Here is a 19618-nt window from a genome sequence, read left to right as displayed (position 1 = left end):
CGCGCTGCGCACCGTGTTCGACCCGGAGATTCCGGTCAATATCTACGACCTGGGGCTTGTCTATGGTCTCGACGTGGACGAAGCCGAAGGTCGCGTCAAGATCCGCATGACGTTGACCGCGCCTGGCTGCCCGGTTGCGCAAACCTTCCCGACGACGGTGGAGGATGCGGTGTTCGCGGTGAGCGGCGTGAACGACGTGCACGTCGAACTGGTGTGGGATCCGCCGTGGTCAAGAGAGCTGATGTCGGACGCGGCACGCCTGCAATTGGGGATGCTTTGATATGTCCGACTGGGTCGATGTCGCCGCGATCGAGGATTTTCCGCCCGGTGCTAGCCGCAGCGTCGAGGTCGATGGCGCGCAGGTTGCCGTGTTCAACGTCGACGGCACCTGTTATGCAATCGAGGATATCTGCCCGCACGACGGCGGTATCCTGACGGGCGGTGTGGTGGAAGGCGACGTGGTTATCTGTCCGCGACACGGTGCGCGGTTTTGCATCAGGACGGGAAAGGTGTTGGCGCCGCCGGCTTATGAGGATGTGGTGGTGTTTCCGGTGCGGATCGAGGCGGGCGTCGTTCAGGTGCGTGACGAGCGGTGGGATTGAGGTGCGCTGTTTTCTGACGTATGTTTGTGAGCAGGCTTCCTGCTGACGTTGTTTTTGGTTTATTGGCGTAGACCCTGTGCGGGGCGACACCGACTTTTCTGACGTCTGCGGGGAAAAGTGGATGCCAACGTACCGTAAAATTGAGGAACGGAGGCATAGATGAATCGCATCACGACAGCTGCCTATACGAAGGAATTCCGTGAGGAAGCAACGACTTCATCATGCCGACCAGGGCCAGCTAACTGGCTGGCAAACAAGAAGCGCGCCTCGGCGAGCGCAGCCCAGCGCACAGACTATCGCCTCGCGGGATATGCGCATTGAACCGAACGCGTGGGTAGCACGGCGACAAAATGAACAGGGTTGCCGTCCTGCGACAGGCTGATGTCAGCGGAGAGATTGATATCCATTGCAGTTGCCCGCCTTGTGGCACGGTTGATAGCAATCGTACCGCGCCCGTTGTCCCAGCGATCGGGATCTTGCTGCGCCCACGATTCGGGTGATCGTACTTTTCATGCGAAATAGGCGTTTAGCTTTGCAAGCTACTGATTTCACGGAAACCTCCCCGCCGCAGCGAACTGCCCAAATCGCATAGTCGGAGAGCCTTACCGGAGGAGGCTTCTCAAGCGGTGACCGCCAGATTTCGCATGAAAAGTACGATTACCGCTACCCGGATCTCCATTGGCGTTCCTTGCGGTTCGCTTGCCACGAGTGCAGAGATTCGGGCTTATCTAACCTGTAAGGGCACCCCGGTCAGCGCACCGACGCCCAGAACCGGACCATGGCGGGGTGAATCACATCGTGCCACCTCGGGCCGGTGAACAGGTCGTAGTGGTCGCAATCCGATATCGTCCAACGGCAGCGCGTCTGTACCGGGATCTCACTGCACAGCGTGTGAGCAGCATGCGTCTGGCCCGCGCCGGTAATGTCGTCGCGGTCGCCCTCGACTGTGCAAAGCGCTGTGGATGCCAGATCCTGCGGCTGCACACGGCGTCCGCCGACGCGCCATTCCCCACGGGCGAGGTGCTGTTCCTGAAAGATCACGCGGATCGTGTCGAGCAGATAGTCTTCGGTCATGTCGAGGATCGCGGCGTATTCGTTCAGTGAACGCAGGCTGTTCGCGATGGCCGTCGCATCGACTGAGAGGCGGCTCGACCAGTAGCGCGATTCGAGTGCCAACTGACGGTGCGGATGCGCGGCGACGATCGCCGCGTGCTGGATGAAGCTCGGACAGACCCGGCGGCCTGAACCGGCATAGCGGGCCGGAACGGTATCGATCACCGTGTCGCGAAACCAGTCGAGGCTGTGGCTTTGGGCCAACCGGTCGACGGCGGTCGGGTTGACGCGCGTGTCGATCGGCCCGCCCATCAGCGCCAGGCTGAGCGGCGGGACTTCGCCAGCCCTCGCCAGCAATGCCGCAGCCGCAAGGGTCGGCGCGGTGGCCTGACAGACGGCGATAACGTGCGTGTGCGCACCGCCCAGTTTTCGCAGAAAGCGCTCGATCACGAGCACATAGTCGTCGAGTCCGAAGGTGCCTGCGGCAAGCGGCACGTCACGGGCGTTAGCCCAGTCGGTGACGTACACATCGCCGTCCTGCAGCAGCGTTTCGACCGTTTCGCGCAGCATGACCGCGTGGTGTCCCGCGAGCGGCGCGCAGAGGAAGATGTCCGGTGGCGCCGTGCGGCTTTGACCGCGCCGGGGTGCAAAGGGCGCGTGCTCACGCGTGAATTGCCGCAGCGAGCAAAACGGCGTGCTGTCGACCACCCGTTCGACAACGGGTACCGACCGGTCGCCGACCGTCACCGCCGGAATGCCGAACGGGGGTGGCGCGGGGGGCGGTCGAACCAGCCGGTACAGCCAGTCATAGCCGGCAGCGGCCACGGGCGCGCAAGGCATCGCCGGCGACGTCCATGCATCGCATCCGCGCATCGCCCAGTTGCTGAGCGACTGCATCAGGTCACGCTGCTCCTCAAGCCACGCATACCACATGCTGTCTCCTGCGTGCGTTCGGGTCAATCCGCCGTCGAGACCGAAGGGTCATCGGAGAAACGCCGACGAAACGCGCTTGACGGCGATCAGCGCGCCGCGAAAATGTTGGTAGGCGTCAGGATTCGTGCGGAAATGCGTATGATCGTTCGCCAAGCCCTGCCACGCCTGGAACTGACGCGGCACTCGACCTCCCGCTGAATGACGGATGACACCGGCTGGCGCGTCGGGCCGCGCTGAAGCCGAGTCTGAAGACGCACCCTTCAGCGGCGACCATGCGCCGCTGTGCTCTCCGACACGGCTCCAATGTACGCTCGCTATGCCTCGCAAACCCGGTTGCAGCCGGTTGACTTAGCTTCGTCTAGGGCCGAGTCAGCCATTTTCTTGAACCGCGCCATCGTGGACCGCCCGTCCCTGGGACGTGACCACGCCGATGCTCGCGGTCACACAGCCATACTGGGCCTGAACGTGTTCAATATTGAGATCAAATATGGCATGCCGAATGGTTTCGGCAATGTTCGTGGCACCAGTCGCGTCGGTATCCGGAAGGGTCACCACGAACTCTTCGCCACCATACCGGGCCACGTGGTCGGCCGGTCGGCCAATGCACAAGGCCACGCATTGAGCAATGGCTCTCAGCACCTCATCGCCCGCCTGATGGCCATAGTAGTCGTTGTACGCCTTGAACCGATCGATGTCGTCGTGTGACCTATCCGCTCTCGCGCTTGAGGACTTCACTGCTTCCTCTGTCTGGGGTGCCGTCCTTTTTAATCAATAAGGTATCCATATTTATGGGAGGAGTCGCAGACTCGCCCCGTATTTGCACCAGATCCCAATAGCTGAGGCTATGTCCTGGTAGTGCGGGTTCGGGCGTGCGAGTAGCCGTTGTTCACCGCGATCCGGACACTCGGAGAAGCCGACTGAAGGGTAGTAACAGGTCGCGCCTAGCCGATCGATGACGGTCAGAGGGCGGCCAGTATGGGATGGTTAGCAAGACCTGTCATTTGCGAACCGATGCCGCCCGTTCAAACACTCTGCGCCTGAGAGTAATCAGGGACGTTCGGATCATACGTGTTTGCGGGAATAAGCCGTTCCTGATACGTAACAACGGCCTCGGCAAGCCTCCTGCGGACTTGGTCAGCGCCCCTGATGCCCGGCAAACGCCTCACGGGACGAGTTGCATCGTTGGTCGTTAAAATGATCGAGCCGGCGCCGAATAGGCGCTGCCACCATGGGTGGATCGACGTGATGCACTGAATCCGGGAAATCTCGAGAATTGATACACGGCGATGCAGAATGCCTTGCGTCCAGGTAATCCGCGCGGTATCGATGACGACTCGGGTGAACGCGGTCTTGACGAACGGCAAACCGACACCGATCAAGACCGCACCCGCTTGTGCGAGCAGCACATGCCGCTGAAGCGGGAAAGAGTTCGACGCGTAGACATGTATGGCGCCAATCATTACCATGACAGCGCTCCCCTTCAGGAGCGCTGGAAGGTTGCAGGCCTGCGACGGAGCGCCGCTGAAAATTACCTGATTGGCCATCGCCCATGTTCCTTTTTCTGACCCGCGGACCATTAGTCCGTCGAAAAGGCAGTCCTGCCTGATTCGGTTTCGCCTCAGCGAATTGATTAGCCGGCGACAATGCAATGATTCTCGTGCCAGGCAGACACACGCGCCGGCTTGATAGCACACGTTTCAAACGTGCGGTGGCGGCGCGACGCATCGGCTGCTGAAACGAACATAGTTGAGTCGCACGCCACTGTCTTGAAGTCGCCGTAGCGCGACTTGGCGCCTACGGAGAGCCAGTATAGCCGTTACGACGAATATCGTCCGCGAGGTACGCACAGAGCGGTGAGCGCGGCAGACAGGGCTTGACGATGGTGCGGGCGTGCAGGTCGCGCCCGACCATGACTTCCCGACGCGTCGACTTCAACTCGGAACTGATGACCACAGGACGCTCGTCGAATCCCCGCGGGGCCTATTGAAGTTCGACCGCAGTCGACCCGTTATGGGTCATGTATCTGCGATCGTCGACAGGCGTCGGCCAGTTTGAGACGTTCGACTCAGCCGCCTCGGTCGTTGACACCCATTAGCGGGCGCGGTGTCAAGTGAGCGAACAATACCCTCGACTGCCTGAGGGGCCGATTTCGATTCCACTGACCGAATGCAGTAGCCGATCGCACCCGTTTCTTCGATTCATGGCTGCGACGGATGGCGCCAGACCCCCCATCAGGATCAAGCGATCGACGTTACAACGGTTGCTCATCGCCTTGGTGATTTCCCACCCCAGAAGAACATAGGCCGCATTAATAGTGTCGACGTTACGGCAATAAGACGGTCAATTGAAAGCGCGGACGCCCGCCTGATAGTGCTTCCGGATTGACAGATTTTCCTCGAACTACGTCAGCTGATTAGTTCGAGATCTGGCGGATGTCTCGCGCGGTCGTTGCGAAAGCGAGCTTACCGTCACAACGCCACATCCATGACAAGCGCCGACTTCAAAGCCCGGATCCTGCGATCCACGAAGTATCCGCCGCCCTCCGTATAACGTAGATAGGCGCGTCCGCATTTCACACATTCCCAGACGCCGCACCGGTTGTAGGGAAAGTAGAGCGGAGCGATCGGCGCACCAGGTGCCGCGTAGTGGACGCCGTCAGGAAGATATTCGCTGAAAGTAGGCTCCTCATACGACTCCCTCATCAGCGTGGCGACTTCGCGCAACTGATTCTCGTCGAGGGAAAGCGGCAAGGTGCTCCAGCCGTCCAGAGGCGTCCTGGTGCACGAGCAGTCCGGCAGCGTTCGGGCTTCCGCCTGCTTTGCAAGTTCGCCCAGCGATGAAGCGTCGAGGTGCGGCAACATTGATAAGGGGGTCCTTCCTTGATGGTTGACTGCGAACGGCGCGAACGAAGGCAGCATATTATCCACTTCACGGCAACGCCGTCCGAAGTCAGCCGTGCACGTGCTTGTCCACGGCGGCCAACCCCGGGCCCGCATCCTACGCCACCCGCACACCGGGAAAGCGCCCGAGCTGCGCTATGTTCATGCGGATGTGCTGCAGCAGGCTCGTCGCGGCCGGCGACAACGACTTCCCCTGTCGGCGCGCCACGCCAACCGTCCGCGTGAGCACCGGCGCGGACAGCAGTCGCAGGCGCAAACGGTCGAGCGGCGCACGCTGCGCCGCGAGCGCCGACATCACCGACACGCCCACGCCACGCGTGAGCAGCGTTTCGATCGTCGCCGTATTCGATACCCGGTAGCGCGGCTCCCGAATTTCCTGGCTGAGATGAGTCGTATGGGTCAACTGGTGCTGCATGCCGAGATCGGTGCTGAAGCCGACGATCCGATATGGTGCGATCTCGTCCCAGCTCAGCTCGGCATCGCTCGCGGCAAGCGGATGATCCGGGGCGAAGACCACGCCGAACGAGTCTTCGAAGAGCGGTTCGAACACGAGGTCCGCGTCCGGTTCCCAAGGGCTGCAAATGCCGAAATCCACGTCGCCGTCGATGACGCGCTGCTGTACCGCCTCCGAGTTGTCCTCGCGCAAATAGACGTCGATGCCCGGGAACGCATCGATATACGTGGCGACCGCCTCGGGCAGCAGCAAGGCCATGACGGACGGCACCGCGGCCACGCCCACCTTGCCGCGCTCTCGCTTGCCGAGCGCGCGCATTTCGCGGATGGACGAATCGAAATCAAGTAGCAGGCGCTGCGCGGAGGGCAGGAATTCCAGCCCTGCCGGCGTGAGGTCAAGCCGGCGTGTGGAGCGGTTGAACAACTGCACGCCAAGGTCGTTCTCGATGTTCTGGATGGTCAGGCTGAGCGCAGACTGCGTGACGAATAGAGATTCGGCCGCACGGGTCAGGCTGCGGTGCCGCTCCACTTCGACAAATGCCCGAATATGTCTGATGGATAGCCGCGTCGAAGCGCGCTCGTTATTCATTGGTTTTTCTCGTGAATCAAGCGAAAGTATTTGATTGTATGCCTCCATTCGGATCTCTAGACTTGGGCGAATCGTTCAAATGAAGGAGGCAGGATGTTGGTGGATTTGCGCAAGTACACGATCGTGCCCGGGCAACTGAAGGCCTATCTGGCCGTATATGAAACTTACGGCCTGCCGGTGCAGCGTCGCCATGTCGGCGATCCGCTCGGCTATTTCATCTCCGAGGTCGGCACGCTCAATCAGGTGGTGCATTTGTGGGGCTACCAGGACGCAAGCGACCGCTTCACGCGCCGCGCGGCAATGGAAGCGGATCCGGACTGGACGGCTTACAAGAAGATGACGGCGGAAGGCCGCTACATCCAGCAACAGGAAAATCAACTCCTGCTCTCAGCCCCGTGGTCGCAAATCTAAGATTCAGGTACACACGCATGAAAGTGATCATTTCCGACGACTACCAGGACTGCGTTCGCAGCCTGGATTGCTACCCGTCGCTGGCCGCGCATTTCGACGTCGAGATCCACAACGACACGCTGACCTCGCTCGACGCACTGGCTGAACGCTTCACCGACGCCGACGCGATGTTGCTGGTGCGCGAGCGCACTCCTGTCGGCGCCGATCTGCTGGCCCGTCTGCCAAAGCTCAAATTCATCAGCCAGACCGGCCGCGCGGCGAACCATGTCGACCTGGCAGCCTGCACGGCGCGCGGTATTGCTGTGTCCGCCGAGGGTTCCGCCACAACGGCCGCGGCGGAACTGACCTGGGCGCTCGTCATGGCTTCCATGCGCAAGGTTCACTTGGAAGCGGCGCGTCTCAAAGCCGGGTTGTGGCAAGGTCATCTCGGCGTCGGACTGAAAGGCCGCACGCTCGGGATCGCCGGTTACGGGAAGATCGGCAGCGTGGTCGCGGGCTATGGACGCGCGTTCGGCATGAACGTCGTCGCGCTGGGAGACCATCCGAGCTCGCTGGAAGCCGCTGCCAGGGACGGCGTGCCCACGCAGACCGACCGCCAAAAGTTCTTCAGCGAAGCGGACGTGATCTGCTGCCATCTGCGCCTCTTGCCCGCCACCCGCGAGTCGATCACGCTGGCGGACCTGCAGTCGATGAAGTCCACCGCGCTGTTCGTCAACACGAGCCGCAGCGAAGTCATTGCAGCCGGCGCGCTGGCAGCGGCCCTCAAGTCGGGACATCCGGGCTTCGCCGCTGTCGACGTCTACGAGCACGAGCCGATCTACGGCGCCGACCATCCGTTGCTCGGCCTGGACAACGTGCTGGCCACACCGCATATCGGCTATGTCGAGAAGGACACCTACGAGCACTACTTCGGCATCGCGATCGGGCAGTTGCTGGCGTGGCAAGCGGGTGCTCCGATCAATGTGCTCAATCCCCTGGCCCTGAGCAAGCCCTGAGCGACCACGCCGCGCAATGCCGGTGGGCGCGCGGCATCGTTTGGTCAACAAGAAGAGCTGGAACGCAGCTATCCATCCGGCTGATCCGGCAGGAGACAAGCATGGAAAAAACTCTCGAAGCGCTCACCATCAGCCGAGTCTATCGACGGTTGGTGCCGTTATTGTTTGTATTGCTCATCATCAACTATCTGGACCGCGTCAACATCGGCTTCGCCGCCCTGCGCATGAATCAGGACCTCGGATTCAGCGCGTCGGTGTTCGGGCTCGGCGCCGGGATCTTCTTCGTCGGCTATGCGTTGTTCGAAGTGCCGAGCAACATCATGCTGTACAAGTTCGGCGCGCGGATCTGGATCTGCCGGATCATGGTGACCTGGGGGCTGGTGTCGGCCGGACTTGCGTTCGTCCATTCGCAAACCGCGTTCTACGTGCTGCGGTTTCTGCTGGGCGTGGCGGAAGCGGGCTTCATCCCGGGCGTGGTCGCTTACCTGGCCTACTGGTTTCCCGCGCGCTACCGCTCCCGCGCGAACGCAGGGGTCATCATGGCGACGGCCATTGCCTCCGCGATCGGATCGCCGGTCTCGGGGCTGCTGATGCACTCGCTGGAGGGCGTCCACGGCATTGCCGGCTGGCGCTGGATGCTGCTCCTTGAGGCGGTTCCGGCTGTCGTGCTCGGCCTGTTCACGCTGGTATGGCTCACCGATCGTCCTGAGCGCGCCACCTGGCTGCCCGACGATCAACGGAAATGGCTCGTCGATGAACTCGCGCGCGAGACGGCGAACCTCACCAGGACTGCCGACCTGCCGTTCAGCAAGATCGTGATGATGTCGCGCGTCTGGAGTCTCTCGGCGTTGTTCGTCTGCTTTCTCACGGCGTTCTATGGCGTGTTGCTGTGGTTACCGCAGATCGTCAAGCACATGGGCACGATGACCGACGTGCAGGTCGGCTTCGTCAGCGCGCTGCCGTTCTGTTGCGCCGCGCTTTCAATGTTCTTGGTCGCGCGCCATTCAGACAAGGTCGGTGAACGCAAGCAGCATATCGCTATTTGCATGGCGATTGGCGGCGCGGCGCTGCTGGGGTGCGCGTTCGTTACTCAGCCTGTGTTCGGTCTGATTCTGCTGTGTGTGGCCGCGGCCGGCATTTGGGGATGTCTGGCGATCTTCTGGACGCTCACGGGTGAGTTCCTGACGGGCGCGGCGGTCGCCATTGGTATTGCTCTCATCAACACCATTGGCCAAGTGGGTGGCTTGCTCGGGCCGTGGCTTGTTGGCGTGATCAGAGACTTTACGGGAAATTTCTCGGTGGCACTTGTCGTGCTGGCCGCTGCGGCTTTTCTTGCTTCGCTCATTGCTTTTCTGCTGCCGGAGCGTTCCGGGGATATCGTGGAGGAGGATGGGGGTTTGCGGGATCTAGCACCGGATTGATAGGCGCTGCTAGACATTACGTTGAGCCCGAACGTCCCCAGCATCACGCTGTGTGGCCCCCAGTCGTGAGTCAGGGCCAGCCGCCAGTAAGGATTCTGGCCGCGTAAATATATCTGCGGGTGGTTTGGGTCTCCAGCCTTGTTGCCCTTGCTCATGAAGGACCAGATGCCGTCGGCCGTACTGTAGAACGACAGCTCAGCATAGATCGTCCGGTTCCAGAATACATAGCCTCCCGCGCCGACAACCTGCTGTGCCAGCGAGCCCTCGATGATCGGCAGGAATTGCGGCGCGCCCACTGTGCTCGTCGACGAGGAGACGTACGGGTAACTCCATGCGGGCGTGCTGTTCCAGACATTCTGCATGGTCGGATTGTTGTGCAGCGTGGTGCCGAGTATCAGGTCGTTTGCGTCCCCTATGATCCTGTCCACGTAGCGGAAGTCCATGTTGTCCGACGCCCAGTGACCGATCCACTTGCCGTCGGCGCCCTGGTGATCGTAGTTCGAGTACGTGAATTGCGTGAACGCACCGATTCTGTCGGTGATCTTGCCGGCGAGGAAGATGCTGGCGGCATCGAATATCGGCGCCCGTCCTTGGGGGAGACGATGTTGCCGCTGGCGTCGTGGTTCAGCCGTGTTCTCGTCAGGTCAAGCGTTGCCATGACAGCGACCGGGACGGTACGGTACGTTCACCGAACGTATAACCGTTCAGCTTGAACATTCGGCCGTAGGGAGTCAGTTCAGGAAACTGTCCACCCGCATGGCAGGCGATACAGCTCTGTCCCGTTTGACGGACGAATATCGGGAGCGCCGGAGCAGAAGGGGCGTAGAGGAGGCAAACCGCCGCGATTGCAATGACCCAGTTGCGTCGCAGCAGTTGACGGATTGTAGAGGCCTTTCTCATGCCCTCCTCTCCCCGTGCCAGTTTCGCGGGTGAGTATTTTCAGGCACGCAAGTACCTCATCCGCTGCAGCAAGCGGGACGACAAACCGACGCGTCGCGCACGGCATGACCCGTCGTCGCCCCGCAAAACGATGGCGCTACACGATGCTCATGTTGCGAGTGATAGACACTCCCTACGCGCGCACCTGTTTGCTTAAACGACGGAATTCACCAGAATATTCCGGTGACGGACGCGACCGGCGCACAGATACCGTGACACCGCCAGACACGGACGTCCCCCGTCTTCGCCCGATGCACGGATGCCCCTGCGGTCCGCAACTTGTGACGAACCAGGCGTCACGAATCCCGAGCGATAGCCGGCACTACCGGGGTACCGTTCAGCAACATCGCGTAGGAACTCGGAAAAATGCTGAAGGCCACGAACCCTCGACGGGGTGCGTAACTTCACGTCCTCCGGCAAGTCACGCGAGAAAGACTTACAACTAACGACGGAATGATCGTTATAGGACCTTCAGAATTGAAGGAGGAGCCATCCAGGGTGGTCGCGAGTATCGCCAGTCGGACGAGATCTGCAAAAGCGCGTGGCGATTTGAGGCTTATTGGAAGGCGCATGCTCAAGCCGGCCGAAGCTGAAGGAGAAGGAGAAAATCTGGGTTCCTCTGTCGAAAGGGCGGACAAGTTGTTAAGGGCAACGCTGAACAAGCCACTGAATTAAAAGCCTGGACGCTCCATTTTGTCGTCGTCGCGATGCTCATGCTCGAGGTTGTCTACGACCCGCCTGCTTCCGGTCGTAGCAGGCGACTCCGTCCCATGACATTGCCGTGGATCTATCGTGACTGACTCAACGTAGCTTGCTTAAAGCCACATTCTGATCTATGAATCGAATCGAAGGGCCGCACGGTCGACCCTATCGCGCCATTCGATCGGGTGGCAGTTGGAGTTTTTGAAGTACTGCGGTCGTATCCACTCCTATGCCACTAACACCCGGAGCAATTTCTCATCAGTCAGACTGAGGAGGGTAGTCATGTCTCAGGTCTCTTGGTGCAAGGCGGTGGCCGTAATCGCCCTCGCCGCCGGTTTCACAATCGGACATGCCGCTGGCGATGATGCTTACGTCGTCACACCACTCGTGTCCAACCTGGCAGGCGCTGCCCCGAATGCCGACAGGGTATTGCAGAACGCCTGGGGTATTGCCTTTAGTCCGGCTGCAAGTCCATTCTGGATCAACGACAATGCCACAGGCTGTTCCACGCTGTATGACGGCGAGGGGGCCAAGGTGGCGCTGCAGGTCTCCATCCCGCTGCCAGGCAACGTCATACCGGCTAGCGCCTGTCATCCCGTCTATCCCTCCCATGCACCGAAAACGGCGCCCGCTGCGCCGACCGGAATAGTGTGGAATCCCTCGGCAGCGTTTCTCGTGCCGGGTACCACGATCCCGGCAGTATTCATCTTTGCGACGGAGGACGGCACGATTTCCGCTTGGGCCGGTGGGTTGAATCCGCCGGACCACGCCGTAATCGCGGTCGATAACTCGTCCACTCCATCCGCCGCCAGCGGCGCCGTCTACAAGGGTCTCGTCTTCGGTGTGAATGCGAAAGGAGGATTCCTGTTTGCGACGAACTTCCGCTCGGGTCAGATCGACGTGTTCGGGCCGAGCGGTGCAAACGGCTTGTTCACGCCTGCGACGACGGACGGCGGCTTCACCGACCCGCAAATCCCAGCCGGCTACGCGCCATTTGGTATCGCGAACATCGACGGCGACCTGTTCGTCACGTATGCGAAGCAGAACGATCAGAAGCACGACGATGTTGCAGGCAACGGTCACGGATTCATCGATGTATTCGATACAGATGGTCACCTGCTGCGCCGCTTCGCCAGCCGAGGGTCATTGAACTCACCTTGGGGAATCGCGCGCGCATCGTTTGCATTCGGCCGCTTCAGTGGCAAGATCCTGATTGGCAACTTCGGCGATGGCCGAATCAATGTCTTCGACAATGATGGCAGGTTGGTCGACCAACTTGAGGATGCGTACGGCAATCCACTGGCTATCGACGGCCTGTGGACTCTGACACTCGGTGGCGGCCGCAACTCGAGCCCGGACACGCTGTACTTTTCGGCAGGTCCTAACGAGGAGGTCAATGGGCTGTTCGGTACCATCACTCCAGTAAGCGACTCACGAGCATCCGCTCGGCAAGGGCATTAGCAGAGATTCTTCAGTTGCGCCGTGCTGTTCTTGTCTGAGCGGTTGGCTTCCTGGCGGTGACCTCGTTGCGGCCAGGAAGAGGCGAACGTGGACGTTCGCTTGCCGCTCATTACAATCGCACCAGCGTCCGCGCAGCTACCGGGCGCAGCAGGGAAACTTTTACGACGTCGCCTTTTATCAACTGTCAGGTGTCACACGAGACCGTCTATCGAAGCCTCTACATACAGGCCCGCGGTGCACTGAAGAAAGAGCTCCTTGCACACCTGCGGAGGTCCCGGGCCATGCGTCGTTCGCGTCATCACACACAGAAAACAGGCGACACGGCAGGATTTGTGACACGGTTTGCCAGTAAGTGAACGGCCCCCTTCGGCGGAGGACCGCGCGATACCGGGGCACTGGGAAGGTGACCTGCTGTGTGGAAGCGCCAGCAGCCAGATCGTGCCCCTTGTCAAGCGCCAGACGCGCTATCACCTGCTGGTGAAAATCGCCAGCATGGACAGCGAGACGGTCGTCAACGCGCTCATCAAGCATACGTGCAAATTGCCGCAGGAACCCTACAAATCGCTGACTTGGGATCGGGGATCCGAGATGGCGGAACACAAGCGCTTCACTGTCGCTACGGCCATCCAGGTCTACTTCTGCGATCCTCAACACCCCTGGCGACGCGGCTCGAATGAAAACACCAATGGCCTGTTGAGACAGTACTTCCCGAAGGGAACCGATCTCTCTGTCTATTGGCAAGCCAAGCTCACCGCCGTAGCAAGACAGCTTAATGAGCGTCCACGAAACTTCGATACGCCGGCTGAACTGCCGTTGCAAGCATGCACGGGCGAGACCCAAAGGAGATATTGCTACCGCTGCGCGCCGAACGTAACACGGGCGAAGGCGCTGGACGCATCGCAGTAATACCAGGAGCCGCATGGCTGGCCTGGCCCGGCTGACGGCTGCCCTTGTTCGACCTGGTTCACCGGAGCGGCCGGCACGGCGACGACGGGCGGGTAGTAGCGAGAGACGCGCATAGGGAAAGTTGGGCTAGTGCCGACGCATCCCCCGGTCCACGCATTGCGATCATTGTCAGTATGGCCGCGCTCGGTCTCGTTTGGAGCCCTGGTTACGCACAGGAGACGATAAAAGCCACGCTTCTAAAAGACAACACCATCCAGCTTGACACCAGTCGCGTCAAGGCAGGCTCAGTGGTTCTGATGTGATGGACGACTCCCGCTACGCAGCGCTGCCTCGAGGCGGTAACATTGCGCGAGCCTGTCTTCAATCGTGCGACGGCACTCGTCGAAGGCCAGTTGTTGCCAGTGGTTTGGGGGTACTGTCACATTGTTGATGGTCGAACGAGTGAAGACGCGGAACATCAGTATTCCTGATTTATGCGGCAAGGCGATCCAGCATTGAATTGCCGGTCACGGTTTCCCACGCTTCAAAAGCCTCCGTGCGCGCCTGCCGCTTGTTTTGTGCGTCCGCGTTGTAGCGGCAGTGCATGAACAGGTTTGCCACCTGGTCGTTGACCGACGTGAATCGCTGCAGGTGGCGCGCTGATTTGAAGCGGCGCATCACCTTCTCGCGCACCCGCGTTGGCTGGTGCGAGTTCTCCGCCCGGTTGTTCAGTCCTTTGTGCTGCCGGTGTTCCACGTTCAGCCCAAGGTCCCTGTTTGCCGCGGCGTAACTCTTGAGCTTGTCGGAGATCAACACACGGGGAGCGCGACTATGCTTCTTGAGCAGCTTGCGCATGAGCCGCCTGGCCGCGTGCCTGTCGCGGCGGCTCTGCACCAGTACGTCGAGCACCGCACCCTACTGGTCTACCGCGCGCCACAGCCAGTGCTTCTTGCCGTTGATCGTCACGACCACCTCATCGAGGTGCCACTTATCGCCTCGGGCCAGCGCAGTAGAGCGGATGCGCCAGGCGATACCCAGGCCGAACTTCGCCGACCAGCGCCGCACCGTTTCGTAGGTAAGTTCAATGCCGCGAGCTGCTAGCAACTCCTCAACCATACGCAGGCTCAACGGAAAACGGTAGTACAGCCACACCGCATAACTGATCACGTCGGGTGGAAATCGGTAGCCGCCATAGGAGATAGCGTCGTTGGCAGGTGCGCTGTGTTGGAGAGCAGTTCGTTTCATACCCACAATTGTCGCTGCATTCCCGGCAACATCCCAGCAACGTGACAGTGCCGTGCCCGCTTAATTGCGGGGCGTGACGACCGTTATGACGAAGCTGCGAGCGCGGGCAGATCTACCATCTGCTCGGCGAGAACGGTTGCGGCACGAGTGTGTGGAGCGAGACGATCGGCCGCGCGCTCGATATCTGGTATTCGAGCACCGACTTCGCGGTCGACACGCCGCCCGCCGGTTTGAAGCCAATTTCGATGCCGGTGCGCTCGAAGTACTCGCCTATCATCCGGACCATTGCGAGCGACGCGGCTAGCGTTGCGTTGACGCCTTCCCACCTTCGCGATTCCCGGTGGCGACGTCGTACGCGGCGTCTTGCCCGTCATGGCCATCATGGTCGTCTCAATTTCGGTCGCCGAAGTTTACCTGATCACCTTAGCGCGACAGAGCCCGGTTTCTTGCGGGTGACCCAACGTGCGTCAGCGCGCGCTGACGCTAAACGCCAGCCAGCGCCGGCAATTCCACGCCGTATGACAGGTGCTCGCGGCGATGGGTCGCTTGTGGCTGCCCCGCCGCGTGGCCCGCATGCGCTGCGGTTTCCACGCGCGTCGACAGGCACGCCGGATAGCGCGCGTTCTTTTTCTCAAGAATGGCCCGGCTCAGAAACTCCGCAGTGTACGAGGTTAGCAAATGCGCATGATGTGCTTCAATGTAGGCGGTAATCCGCGCCTGCTCACCGTCGATTGCGGCCAGCGACGTGAGCGTGCGCGCATCCCAGCGGAAGCGCAGACCGAGTTCATCGAACGCCGAGTTATACGCGCACAGTTGCGCTTGGATTTCGGCATCAAGCGCGCTGTCGTGAGCATCGAATTGAGAGGGGCTCATGATCGTCTCCTTCAAGCAGGGGGCATGAACCAAAGAATAAAAGCGGCGATACATAAACAACAGTTAAAGTTATTGTGAGTAACCATAGCATACTGTTTATAGTAACACGTTTGACGAACCGGACAACAGGAAGATACGCATACCTAAACGGTCGCCCTCGACAGGTCCTCGGGTTGTCCATTCAGCAAGTCTGCGTCGATGTGAGTGATCTGGGCGATACGCGCCGCGCCTTCGCTGATCAAGAAATCCTTGAACGCCGCGGCAACCGGAGGCAGGCGCTTGCTCTTGCGATGCACCACGTACCAGTCGAGCATCACAGGAAAGCCCGCCACGTCCAGCACTGCGAGATTGCCGACCTGAAGTTCAAGGCTGATCGTATGCGCGGACAGAAACGCGATACCCATGCCGGCGATCACGGCCTGCTTGATCGTCTCGGTGCTTCGAATTTCCATGGCGATATTGAGCCGGCCCATGCCGCCGGCAAAGCCCTCTTCCATCGAATGCCATGTGTCCGAGCCCTTCTCGCGAACAATGAACGGCTCTTTGCAAAGTGTCGAAAGCGCAATGCGTTTTTTGCCGACCAGCGGATGCCTAGGCGGCGCAACGATCACGTAAGGATGCGGCGCGAACGATTCGTTGCGCGTGTCGAGATCGCGCGGCGGACGCACCATGATCGCCAGATCGGTCAGGTTGTGCGTCAGTTGTTGCAGTAGTGCCTCGCGATTGTGCACTGCGAGGTTGAGTCGCACGCCTTCATTGCGACGCGTGAACTCGCCTAACAGGCGCGGGAAAAAATAATCGCCGGCGCTGATTACCGCAAGATTGAGCTGGCCGCCCGCGATGCCTTGCAACCGGCCCATCGCTCCATCCATTTCTATGAACTGCTCGATGATCGAGCGCGCGTAATGATGCATTTCCGAGCCGGCCGGCGTCAGATAGATTTTTTTGCCGAGTTGCTCGAACAGCGCCAGACCGGCATGCTCTTCGAGCCGCTTCACCTGGGTGGAGACGGCAGGCTGCGTCAGGCACAGCTCGTCGGCCGCACGAGAAAAACTCAGGTGCCGGGCGACCGTCTCGAAGATCTTCAGTTGGCGCAGAGTCGCGTTTCTCATGGACGTCACTCAGTAAGGGCAAACCCCATCTATTAGGGAAGCCTCATGCAAACTATAAAATGTTTTAACTTTCGCTGATCGCTCTTCTCGCGCAGCATGCCTTCAGACCCGTTGCCCGCGCAACCTTCTTTTATTCCAGTCGCGCGGTTAACGAGGGCAAGGTTTTCATCAATGCAATTCCTCTGGCCGACCAATTGGCGCCTCAGTGCAGCAGATCAAACAGCAATGAGGCGATTCGATCAGTCAGTCCAACGCGCCGCTCGAGCACGACGGAATCTACAGGAGAGACGGAGACATGGGATATCCCAACGTAGTCCAGCGAGGCACTGCGCCATTCACGCATAATCGCTGGGTGCAACTGGCAATCGGTATCGTGTGCATGGGGCTGGTCGCGAACCTGCAATATGCTTGGACGCTGTTCGTCGTACCTATGGACAACGCGCACCATTGGGGCCAAGCGGCGATTCAGACCGCGTTCACAATTTTCATCGTCACCGAAACGTGGCTCGTTCCCGTTGAAGGCTGGCTCGTCGACAAATTCGGGCCGCGCCCGGTTGTGATCGGCGGCTCGCTGTGCGCGGCGCTCGGCTGGGTCATCAACGCGCATGCGACCAGTCTCTCCCATCTATACGTCGCAGCAGTCATTGCCGGTATCGGCGCGGGCTGTGTGTATGGCACCTGCGTCGGCATGGCGCTCAAGTGGTTTCCGGACAAACGCGGTCTCGCCGCCGGTTTGACTGCGGCGGGTTTCGGCGCCGGCGCGGCCGTCACGGTGATACCGATTGCCAACATGATCCAGCGTTCGGGCTACGAGCACGCGTTCATGTTCTTCGGCATTTTCCAGGGCGTCTGCATTCTGCTGCTCGCCACCATGTTGATACGGCCAAAGCCGCCCGCAACCGCGGTCGCGGCCATGCGCGTGGTCGCCACCAAGGTCGACTACACGCCCGGTCAGATGATCCGATCGCCGCTCTTCTGGGTGCTATATCTGATGTTCGTGTTCGTCGCCGCCGGCGGCATCATCGCGACCGCGCAGCTTGGTCCCATCGCGAAGGAATACGGCTTTGCGAAGCTGCCTGTCAGCCTAATGGGCATCACGTTGCCGCTGTTGACGATGACGCTGTCGATCGACAATCTATGCAACGGCTTCACGCGTCCGTTGTGCGGTTTTCTGTCGGATCGTATCGGCCGCGAAAACACGATGTTCATGATTTTTCTGGGCGAGGGCGTCGCCCTGCTAGGGCTGATGCAATTCGGCCATAACCCGTACGCATTCATGTTCTTCGCGGCCGCCGTATTCCTGTGCTGGGGCGAGATCTTCTCGATCTTCCCGGCGACCTGCGCGGATACGTTCGGTAGCAAATACGCCGCCGCCAATGCTGGAACGCTTTACACCGCGAAGGGCACCGCGTCGATGCTGGTGCCTATCGCCTCGGTGTTGTCGGCGAACGGCGGGTGGAGCACGGTGTTTATTTCTGCGGCGGTGGTGTCGATCGCGGCAGCCGTGTCCGCCAAATTCATACTTGCGCCGATGAGAAAACGCTGGATCGAGAACAGCTCCGGCGCGTCGGCTGGCGTCGTCGTCGCGCAAGCACGGTCGTAGCCTTCGTCGGCCGCTCGCCGCAATCAAGGCGCGAGCCCATGCCTCCCTTATGGTCTTACTGAGTTGATGTCCTTGCGCCGCCTCATACATTGCGGCGGCGGCAATACCACCCCCACAGCGTATCCGAACGCGCTGCGTCGCGGCCTTTGCAGTTGCTGCAAAGGCCGCTTTTCGCGTTTCCTGGTTATACAGGTACAGCACATGCCGCGCAGCATCCACACGTTGGCGTGAGCCATGGATCGCACTAACTAGACCCGCCCAGATATGTAATATATGGTATATAAAGCTCATACATCGCACGGATGTCCCAAGGCAACGGGTCGCTCCAAACCTGGAAAGCACTGACAATGGCTGATACGCAAACCGATTTTCGTCCAATGGCATTGCCGCTGACGCTCGAGCCGATCAACGCGACGGCTTCGCTGCGCGACCAGGCCTATGCAAAACTGAAGCAGGCGATTGCCGAAGCCGACATCTATCGCTCGCGCGAAGAGATCCGGCTGGACGAAAAGGAATTGACAGAGGCGCTCGGCGTAAGCCGAACGCCGGTTCGCGAAGCGATGACTCTGCTCGAACAGGAAGGTTTTCTCCGTACGGTGCCGCGCCGTGGCATCTATATTCAGCGCAAGACGAAGAAAGAGATCGTCGACATGATCTACATGTGGGCGGCGCTCGAAAGCATGGCCGCGCGCCTTGCTACGCAGCGCGCGTCCGGAGGTGAGATTGCGGGTCTCAGGCGCATGTTCGACGACTTCCGCGACACCGCGCCGGCCGAGCAAATCGACGAGTACTCGGAAGCGAATATCGCGTTTCATCAGGCGATCGTGCAGCTCTCGCAATCGCAGATTCTGCTCGACACAATGAAGAATCTGTTCGTGCACGTGCGCGCAATCCGCAAGATGACGATCTCGCAAAGCAACCGGGCATCACGCTCGATTGTCGATCACATGCGCATTATCGAGGCGCTGGAGCGGCGCGATACCGAACTGGTCGAGAGCCTCGTGCGCCAGCATTCGCTCGAACTGGCGGCGTTCGTCGAGGCGAACTGCGATTTCCTCGACTGAGCCTCGCATGATTGGCGGCGCGACCTACCGGCTGTAGGCAGCCAGCGTCGGCGTACGTATTAAGAATCGGCAGGCATTGCCACGCGTCGAGCATTGCAGTGCTTTTTTGTTGTCGGATGCAGAGGCGAGGACGGCGACAGAAGCTGCCTTTCTCAGTCGAGACTCGCTACACCGACAATGCGAAATTCTGGCGTTTACCGCCACCTTTGAATCTCCCTGCGGTTTGTGCAATGCAAACCTTCTACCCCGCAGCAGCCCCGATTCCCGACCTTCCACGAGCAGCAATGCAGCAATCCCGTCTCTTCAGCAAAATCTGCTTGTAGAAATACTGTGTGTGGAATATTGTATATCACCAAACACACAACGCCCCGCCAAGG

The 19618-nt window shown here is 60.2% G+C and carries 15 protein-coding genes and 4 pseudogenes; 10 read left to right on the top strand and 9 right to left on the bottom strand.

Annotated elements, in window-relative coordinates; translation table 11 throughout:
• The 3 genes from P0D89_RS43595 to P0D89_RS43585 form a co-directional block, all read left to right on the top strand.
• Positions 1 to 280 (top strand): DUF59 domain-containing protein (locus tag P0D89_RS43595; protein WP_408368108.1); only part of this gene is annotated, 280 nt, incomplete at its 5' end.
• Position 281: 1 nt separating this feature from the next.
• On the top strand, positions 282 to 602 hold the full coding sequence (gene nirD / locus P0D89_RS43590) for a nitrite reductase small subunit NirD (protein ID WP_408368106.1): 321 nt from the start codon (positions 282 to 284) through the stop codon (positions 600 to 602).
• Positions 603 to 761: 159 nt separating this feature from the next.
• The gene (locus P0D89_RS43585; protein WP_408378568.1) at positions 762 to 923 is read left to right on the top strand and encodes a hypothetical protein; all 162 of its coding nucleotides are present in this window, start codon (positions 762 to 764) and stop codon (positions 921 to 923) included.
• A 429-nt stretch (positions 924 to 1352) separates the two neighbouring features.
• Here the strand turns inward: P0D89_RS43585 and phaZ are convergent, their stop codons facing one another.
• The 5 genes and pseudogenes from phaZ to P0D89_RS43560 all read right to left on the bottom strand — a co-directional run bounded on the left by phaZ (position 1353) and on the right by P0D89_RS43560 (position 6530).
• Positions 1353 to 2588: a polyhydroxyalkanoate depolymerase gene (gene phaZ / locus P0D89_RS43580; RefSeq protein ID WP_408368104.1), complete on the bottom strand. Its 1236-nt coding sequence runs from the start codon at positions 2586 to 2588 to the stop codon at positions 1353 to 1355.
• Positions 2589 to 2902: 314 nt separating this feature from the next.
• Positions 2903 to 3332, bottom strand: a pseudogene (locus P0D89_RS43575) (GGDEF domain-containing protein); the annotation flags it as partial.
• Positions 3333 to 3610: 278 nt separating this feature from the next.
• Positions 3611 to 4132: a PH domain-containing protein gene (locus P0D89_RS43570; RefSeq protein ID WP_408368102.1), complete on the bottom strand. Its 522-nt coding sequence runs from the start codon at positions 4130 to 4132 to the stop codon at positions 3611 to 3613.
• Positions 4133 to 5056: 924 nt separating this feature from the next.
• Positions 5057 to 5449 carry a hypothetical protein gene (locus P0D89_RS43565; protein ID WP_408368100.1) on the bottom strand — a complete coding sequence of 131 codons (393 nt, stop codon included), beginning with the start codon at positions 5447 to 5449 and terminating at the stop codon, positions 5057 to 5059.
• Positions 5450 to 5585: 136 nt separating this feature from the next.
• Positions 5586 to 6530 carry a LysR family transcriptional regulator gene (locus P0D89_RS43560; RefSeq protein ID WP_408368098.1) on the bottom strand — a complete coding sequence of 315 codons (945 nt, stop codon included), beginning with the start codon at positions 6528 to 6530 and terminating at the stop codon, positions 5586 to 5588.
• 93 nt (positions 6531 to 6623) lie between these two features.
• On the opposite strand from P0D89_RS43560, the gene P0D89_RS43555 reads away from it, so the two are divergent.
• From P0D89_RS43555 to P0D89_RS43535, 5 genes and pseudogenes are all read left to right on the top strand, one after another.
• Positions 6624 to 6941, top strand: a complete 318-nt coding sequence (locus tag P0D89_RS43555; protein WP_408368096.1) for an NIPSNAP family protein — start codon at positions 6624 to 6626, stop codon at positions 6939 to 6941.
• A gap of 17 nt (positions 6942 to 6958) precedes the next feature.
• On the top strand, positions 6959 to 7936 hold the full coding sequence (locus tag P0D89_RS43550; protein ID WP_408368094.1) for a D-2-hydroxyacid dehydrogenase family protein: 978 nt from the start codon (positions 6959 to 6961) through the stop codon (positions 7934 to 7936).
• Between the two features lie 101 nt (positions 7937 to 8037).
• On the top strand, positions 8038 to 9357 hold the full coding sequence (locus P0D89_RS43545) for an MFS transporter (protein ID WP_408368092.1): 1320 nt from the start codon (positions 8038 to 8040) through the stop codon (positions 9355 to 9357).
• Positions 9358 to 11280: 1923 nt separating this feature from the next.
• On the top strand, positions 11281 to 12459 hold the full coding sequence (locus P0D89_RS43540) for a TIGR03118 family protein (RefSeq protein ID WP_408368110.1): 1179 nt from the start codon (positions 11281 to 11283) through the stop codon (positions 12457 to 12459).
• A 185-nt stretch (positions 12460 to 12644) separates the two neighbouring features.
• Positions 12645 to 13266: pseudogene (locus tag P0D89_RS43535) on the top strand (IS30 family transposase); the annotation flags it as partial.
• Between the two features lie 570 nt (positions 13267 to 13836).
• Here P0D89_RS43535 and P0D89_RS43530 read toward each other — a convergent pair.
• From P0D89_RS43530 to P0D89_RS43515, 4 genes and pseudogenes are all read right to left on the bottom strand, one after another.
• Positions 13837 to 14589, bottom strand: a pseudogene (locus tag P0D89_RS43530) (IS6 family transposase).
• A 181-nt stretch (positions 14590 to 14770) separates the two neighbouring features.
• Positions 14771 to 14911, bottom strand: a pseudogene (locus tag P0D89_RS43525) (deoxyribose-phosphate aldolase); the annotation flags it as partial.
• A gap of 161 nt (positions 14912 to 15072) precedes the next feature.
• A complete protein-coding gene (locus tag P0D89_RS43520; RefSeq protein WP_408368090.1) occupies positions 15073 to 15462 on the bottom strand; it encodes a hypothetical protein in 390 nt (129 codons plus the stop codon).
• Positions 15463 to 15605: 143 nt separating this feature from the next.
• On the bottom strand, positions 15606 to 16574 hold the full coding sequence (locus P0D89_RS43515; protein WP_408368088.1) for a LysR family transcriptional regulator: 969 nt from the start codon (positions 16572 to 16574) through the stop codon (positions 15606 to 15608).
• A gap of 295 nt (positions 16575 to 16869) precedes the next feature.
• Between P0D89_RS43515 and oxlT the strand changes: the two genes are divergently transcribed.
• Both oxlT and P0D89_RS43505 read left to right on the top strand, forming a co-directional pair.
• Positions 16870 to 18177 carry an oxalate/formate MFS antiporter gene (gene oxlT, locus P0D89_RS43510; RefSeq protein WP_408378566.1) on the top strand — a complete coding sequence of 436 codons (1308 nt, stop codon included), beginning with the start codon at positions 16870 to 16872 and terminating at the stop codon, positions 18175 to 18177.
• A gap of 347 nt (positions 18178 to 18524) precedes the next feature.
• A complete protein-coding gene (locus tag P0D89_RS43505; RefSeq protein ID WP_408368084.1) occupies positions 18525 to 19241 on the top strand; it encodes a GntR family transcriptional regulator in 717 nt (238 codons plus the stop codon).
• Positions 19242 to 19618: the final 377 nt, after the last annotated feature.

It is taken from the genome of Paraburkholderia sp. RL18-085-BIA-A, from assembly GCF_046027075.1.
Lineage (GTDB): Bacteria > Pseudomonadota > Gammaproteobacteria > Burkholderiales > Burkholderiaceae > Paraburkholderia.
This window is presented reverse-complemented; position numbering and strand designations above follow the sequence as displayed.

Bases quoted from the DNA above. Each gene is read 5' to 3' on its own strand.
- nirD (WP_408368106.1), top strand. From the start codon at position 282: ATGTCCGACTGGGTCGATGTCGCCGCGATCGAGGATTTTCCGCCCGGT.
- P0D89_RS43585 (WP_408378568.1), top strand. From the start codon at position 762: ATGAATCGCATCACGACAGCTGCCTATACGAAGGAATTCCGTGAGGAA.
- phaZ (WP_408368104.1), bottom strand. From the start codon at position 2,588: ATGTGGTATGCGTGGCTTGAGGAGCAGCGTGACCTGATGCAGTCGCTC.
- P0D89_RS43570 (WP_408368102.1), bottom strand. From the start codon at position 4,132: ATGGCCAATCAGGTAATTTTCAGCGGCGCTCCGTCGCAGGCCTGCAAC.
- P0D89_RS43565 (WP_408368100.1), bottom strand. From the start codon at position 5,449: ATGTTGCCGCACCTCGACGCTTCATCGCTGGGCGAACTTGCAAAGCAG.
- P0D89_RS43560 (WP_408368098.1), bottom strand. From the start codon at position 6,530: ATGAATAACGAGCGCGCTTCGACGCGGCTATCCATCAGACATATTCGG.
- P0D89_RS43555 (WP_408368096.1), top strand. From the start codon at position 6,624: ATGTTGGTGGATTTGCGCAAGTACACGATCGTGCCCGGGCAACTGAAG.
- P0D89_RS43550 (WP_408368094.1), top strand. From the start codon at position 6,959: ATGAAAGTGATCATTTCCGACGACTACCAGGACTGCGTTCGCAGCCTG.
- P0D89_RS43545 (WP_408368092.1), top strand. From the start codon at position 8,038: ATGGAAAAAACTCTCGAAGCGCTCACCATCAGCCGAGTCTATCGACGG.
- P0D89_RS43540 (WP_408368110.1), top strand. From the start codon at position 11,281: ATGTCTCAGGTCTCTTGGTGCAAGGCGGTGGCCGTAATCGCCCTCGCC.
- P0D89_RS43520 (WP_408368090.1), bottom strand. From the start codon at position 15,462: ATGAGCCCCTCTCAATTCGATGCTCACGACAGCGCGCTTGATGCCGAA.
- P0D89_RS43515 (WP_408368088.1), bottom strand. From the start codon at position 16,574: ATGAGAAACGCGACTCTGCGCCAACTGAAGATCTTCGAGACGGTCGCC.
- oxlT (WP_408378566.1), top strand. From the start codon at position 16,870: ATGGGATATCCCAACGTAGTCCAGCGAGGCACTGCGCCATTCACGCAT.
- P0D89_RS43505 (WP_408368084.1), top strand. From the start codon at position 18,525: ATGGCTGATACGCAAACCGATTTTCGTCCAATGGCATTGCCGCTGACG.